This window comes from [Phormidium] sp. LEGE 05292, assembly GCF_015207735.1.
Classification (GTDB): domain Bacteria; phylum Cyanobacteriota; class Cyanobacteriia; order Cyanobacteriales; family Aerosakkonemataceae; genus Floridanema.
In genome coordinates this window covers 1-5,180 of sequence record NZ_JADEWG010000262.1, presented here as the reverse complement: position 1 = coordinate 5,180, position 5,180 = coordinate 1, and the positions used below count along the sequence as shown (strand labels likewise).

General features: G+C 43.3%; 3 protein-coding genes. All 3 read left to right on the top strand.

Annotated elements, in window-relative coordinates; genetic code table 11:
- Window positions 1-200: 200 nt before the first annotated feature.
- From IQ264_RS31475 to IQ264_RS31465, 3 genes are read left to right on the top strand one after another with little or no spacing between them, the layout of a single operon-like run.
- Complete coding sequence (locus IQ264_RS31475; protein ID WP_193986503.1) at window positions 201-2,744, top strand: Mu transposase C-terminal domain-containing protein; 2,544 nt, start codon at window positions 201-203, stop codon at window positions 2,742-2,744.
- Window positions 2,744-3,928 (top strand): ATP-binding protein, encoded by a 1,185-nt coding sequence (locus tag IQ264_RS31470; RefSeq protein WP_193986501.1) that lies wholly within the window; start codon window positions 2,744-2,746, stop codon window positions 3,926-3,928. Before IQ264_RS31475 ends, IQ264_RS31470 begins: the two co-directional genes overlap by 1 nt.
- Window positions 3,918-5,117: a TniQ family protein gene (locus IQ264_RS31465; protein WP_193986499.1), complete on the top strand. Its 1,200-nt coding sequence runs from the start codon at window positions 3,918-3,920 to the stop codon at window positions 5,115-5,117. Before IQ264_RS31470 ends, IQ264_RS31465 begins: the two co-directional genes overlap by 11 nt.
- The last annotated feature ends 63 nt before the right edge of the window (window positions 5,118-5,180 follow it).

Sequence of the window (5,180 nt, the reverse complement as noted above, 5' to 3'; positions counted from 1 at the left end):
TGCCACTTGAAAGAAAAAATGGCACTAGCCTAGAAGGATAAAATGGCACTCAAGAAGCCGAGGATAGTAATTCCTTCGTTCCAATAAGAAAGCCATTACAAAGTAGCTAGAATCATAAAACGGCACACAGTTGAACAAAAGGTGGTTGAATAGAAATATCTCGAACAGAGTTCTCCAGTAATTAGGAGAATCAAGCCGAAATGTTGAGCGCCGCCCAGTTTGTTCAGTGGTGTGAAAACTTGCAGCTAACCGAACAAACAATCCAACAAATAGCTCAAATACGCAACTCGCCACCATCTCGGCGAGTTCAGAGTCGTGCAGGCAACGTGAGCGGTCGTTACCCTAGCCGGAAAATGGGATTCACCATCCAATTTGAGAGCCACCGCAACGAACTAGCAGCCATCTATGAAATGGAATATGACTCATCAGTTCTGGAATACTACGACCAACCTCCACCGTTCAAACTAGTCTATGAAGCCAAAAACGGTCGGAATGTAGGAGTCTTACATACCCCAGATTTCTTCGTCATCCGCACTCAAACTTGTGGTTGGGAAGAATGGAAAACAGCAGAAGAATTAGAACGGTTAGGCACTCAAATGCCTAATCGTTATCAGAAACAACCAGACGGAAATTGGCGATGTCCGCCTGGTGTTGCCCACGCCGAAAAATTTGGGCTGTATTACCGCGTCCGTTCAGGAGCCGAAATCAACTGGAACTTGCAACGTAATCTATTATTTTTAGAAGACTACTTTCATACAGAATCATATCCGCAAGACCAGGAAACAGCCGAAAAAATCACAGCACTGATATCAGCAATACCCGGTATCACATTAGCAGAACTTCTCAACCAAGAAATCAAAGCCGATGAGATTTACGCACTGATTGCTCAGGAAAAAGTTTACGTCAATTTGCAAATAGCCCCCTTAGCTTCTCAACCAGAAAGAGTGCAAATTTTTCCCGACATCTTGACAAGTAAAAGTTTCCTAGCCGAGGCAGAAAAATCTAAAATCATCCCATCAGAAGAACTACCCCAAACAAAGACATCGCCATCAACAAATAATCATCTCAACGACATCCTCAAAAGTGCCAGTGAGAAAGATTGCCAAGAAGCAAATCGGCGTTATCAAATTATTGCCCCCTACCTGAGAGGCGCACCACCAAGCTTTGAATTAGTCCCAAAGCGAACATTTTATCGCTGGGTCAAAGAGTGGCGAAAAGCAGAAATTTTATATGGTTCCGGCTATATTGGTTTATTACCAAAAAGCCATTTAAGAGGGAATCGCCATCAAAAACTACCTTCAACCACACTAAACTTACTCGAAGAATTTATTGCCAATGATTACGAAACTCTCAAACAGAAAGGTAAATTAGCATCTTATTGCACCTTCCAAAAAGCTTGTTCAGAGCAAGGAATTCTAGCCCCTAGTTACAAAACATTCCAAAAAGCAATTAAAATACGCCCACAATACGAACAAATGAGCAAACGGCTGGGACATCGTGCGGCATATAAGTATGAAACCTTCTATTGGGAATTAGAATTAACCACTCCAAGACACGGAGACAGACCATTTGAAATTTGCCACATAGACCACACAGAACTAGATATTGAATTAATCAGCGCTCGCACATCTGTAAATCTAGGCCGTCCTTGGGCTACCTTTTTAACCGATGCTTATTCTCGGCGAATTTTAGCCATCTACCTCACCTTTGACCCACCCAGCTATCGCAGTTGCATGATGGTAATGCGCGAATGCGTTCGCCGTCACTCTCGCTTACCGCACTCAGTAGTAGTGGATGGTGCAAAAGAATTCATGAGCGTATACTTTGAAAGACTGCTAGCTGCTTATGAATGCACCAAAAAGACCCGTCCGACAGCTAAACCCAGGTTTGGTTCCGTCTGCGAACGCCTGTTCGGAACTGCCAACACCATGTTTATTCATAACCTTCAGGGAAACACCCAAATCACTCGTCACCACCGTCAAGTGACAAAAGCCGTTCATCCGCGGCAACAAGCGGTTTGGACTTTGGGAAGTTTGTATCAAAACTTGTGCGATTGGGCTTACGAATTTTATGACAACAGAGAGCATCCGGCATTAGGACAAAGCCCGCGAATGGCTTATGAATCAGGGTTAGAGCAGACGGGAAATCGCCCCCACAAATTAATTCCTTACGATGAAAACTTCCGTATCCTCACCCTACCTACTACCAGCAAAGGAACAGCCAAAGTTATCCCCAACCAAGGGATCAAAATTAATCATATTTACTACTGGCACAATAGCTTTCGCAGCCGAACAGTAGAAAAAACCCAAGTTCCTGTACGTTATGACCCAAATGATGCCGGATGTGCTTACGCTTATGTCAAGGGGCAATGGCTCAGTTGTATTTCGCAGCATTACAGCAGTTTTCACGGTCGTTCCGAACGAGAAATGATGGCAATTTCGGAGGAACTGCGGAAACAGCACAAAAATCACTCCCGACAATTTAATGTTAATGCCAAAGCATTGGCAGAATTTTTAGCCAGTGCCGAAGCAACTGAAGCTGTCCTGTTGCAGCGCTGGCGAGATGCAGAAGCTAAAGATGTTTTATCAACTATCGAAAGTTCTGTGAAAAATCAAACTCAGTCAAAACCCTCGATACCCACTGAGTTAACCAATCTCGCTCCATTGAAACCAGAAACAGATTTTGGTGCAGCTTTATTAGGCTCTATGGAAGAAGAAATACAACCTTACGAGGAGTTTTGGTAATGACTTCTCAAGCCCGATTTCCGCGCCAACTTTTGCAAGCTTCTATTCCAGAAAGACTAGCTTACTTTTCTAATTGTACAGTCGTACATCGGCGCTTAAAAGAAGCTTATGATAGCTTCCTTGAAGCTGTCATTAATCCTGGGGGAGCCGCATTAGTCTTTTTATTTGGACCAACAGGTGTGGGCAAAACTACATTGTTGTATCAGGTAATAAAAGTTTTGATAGAAAAGAATTTATCGGCAATGGAACTAGACCCGGGTTTCATTCCGGTTGCCACTATGGAAGCCCGCTCTCCCGAATCAGGGAATTTCGACTGGAAAGACTATTACAAAAGCGTTTTAGTGGCTTTGGCTGACCCATTTATAGAGTATAAAATGACACCTAGAAGCAGTCGAATTTATGGCAGTGGAAAAGCGCAACATTTAGTCAAATCAACAGCCAACTTATCCTCGATTAGAGCAGATGTAGAATACACCATGAGTCAGCGCCAGTTAATCGCTTTTTTGGTCGATGAAGCCCAGCGATTTAGCAAAATGACTAGCGGACGAAGATTGCAAGACCAAATGGATGCTATTGTCTCAATGGCTGGAATGACAAATACTCTACACGGACTGTTTGGTACTTATGAACTATTAGAATTTCGCAATCTCAGCGCTCAATTGAGCCGACGCAGCATTGATATTCATTTTCAGCGTTACCAAGTTGAATCTGTCGAAGATATTAAAGATTTTAAACGGGTACTCAAGAGTTTTGCATGTCAGATGCCCTTGCCAGAGGAACCTGAGTTGGAGTCACACTGGGAATATTTTTATGAGCGTAGTATCGGATGTGTCGGAATTGTCAAGGATTGGTTAACTCAAGCTTTAAGAAAAGCCTTAGATGCTGAAGCTTCTACCCTGACTGAACTTCATCTCAAACCTTATGCTCCTTCTGTATCTAAATGTATGCAAATGATTACCGAAGCTATTGAAGGTGAGAAGGCATTTATTGAAGATGAGACAGAATTAAATCTGTTGCGTCAAAAGTTGGGATTGAAAAGAATTTCTTCACCAATCACTTCTCAAACACCCGAAAATAATAAAGTTAATCCCGAGCCAAAATCAAATAAGGCTCGTCATAAAAGGAAGCCCGGAGAGCGTAATCCCCATCGGGATATCATTGGAGGCTCAGAAAATGTCAGTTGACAGATTTACTCTCAATCAATGCAGAAACATCTTTCAACTTGAGCTTCCAGAACGTAGCCGTTTGTATCGGCTGCCACCTTGGGGTATTGGAACTGCCGATGTCGAAAGTTTAACCAGTTATATCGCCAGATTAGCCACGATTCATCAAGTACCAACTGGTGTTTTGCTACGTTTGTTTGTAACTCCCATACTTAGCCAATTAACCGATGATTTAAAGAGAGTCTCTCATTCGTTTTGGAGCAGCTTTGGTAGCGATACAGGTGCTTGGAATGGTCTGGGTGTGATGGCTTTTAACTGTTCTCAAGGTTTATCTTCTCTGACAAAACAGGATCATCTTCATTTCTTGACTCTGCTAACTTGGAATCAAGTTTTATCTCATCGAGGATTAGTTCGAGGTCATAAGGCTTGGTGTCCAGCTTGTTATCAGGAGTGGGACAGGCTAGGGGTTGTCCTTCACGAACCTTTGCTTTGGTCGCTGAAATTAGTCACTGTTTGTTTGCGTCATCAACAAAGACTGCAATATCAATGTCCTGATTGCTATCGACCACTTCCTTCTTTGGAGTGGAATTCCCGTCCGGGATACTGTTCCAAGTGTCTGACTTGGCTGGGCAAAATCCCTGATTCACTTTTAGAAGCAAGTCTTGCCCTAGATAAACAGGAGCAAGCGTGGCAAACTTTTGTCCACCAGAATTTAGCACAATTGTTAGCGGCAGCACCTTCTTTACCCTCTCCGGTACCCAGAGAGAATATTGCTCGTGGTGTGAATTTATGTATTAATGCTGTGACCGGGGGAAATGCTAAAGCTTTTGCGGATCTTCTCTGTTATTCGGCTTCGGTTCCGGGAGAATGGCGAAGGGGAAATGCTCTCCCACAACTGGATTTACTCTTTCGGCTTTGTTACTGTTTGCAGATTCCCTTACTTGAGTTCTTGACTGGGAAAGTGGTTCTCGATCAACCTGTCAGCCTCATCCCCTTGCCGCCTCATCAATCAACCCGGAAAAAGTATCGACCTTTTGATAGCGCACTTGTTCAAAGTTTGTTAGAAGCGGCTTTGCAAAAAGACCCACCAAAGACGATGCGGCAGGTGGCTCTGGACATTGGATATGATCCAGGGGATTTATTCAAATATTTCCCTGATTTATGTCGTGCTATTTCCCAGCGTTACAAGTGTCGCCAACTGAAAGCATAAAATGGCACTCAATTACTTGAAGGATAAAATGGCACAAAGTGCCACTTTATCCTTCAAGTGGCA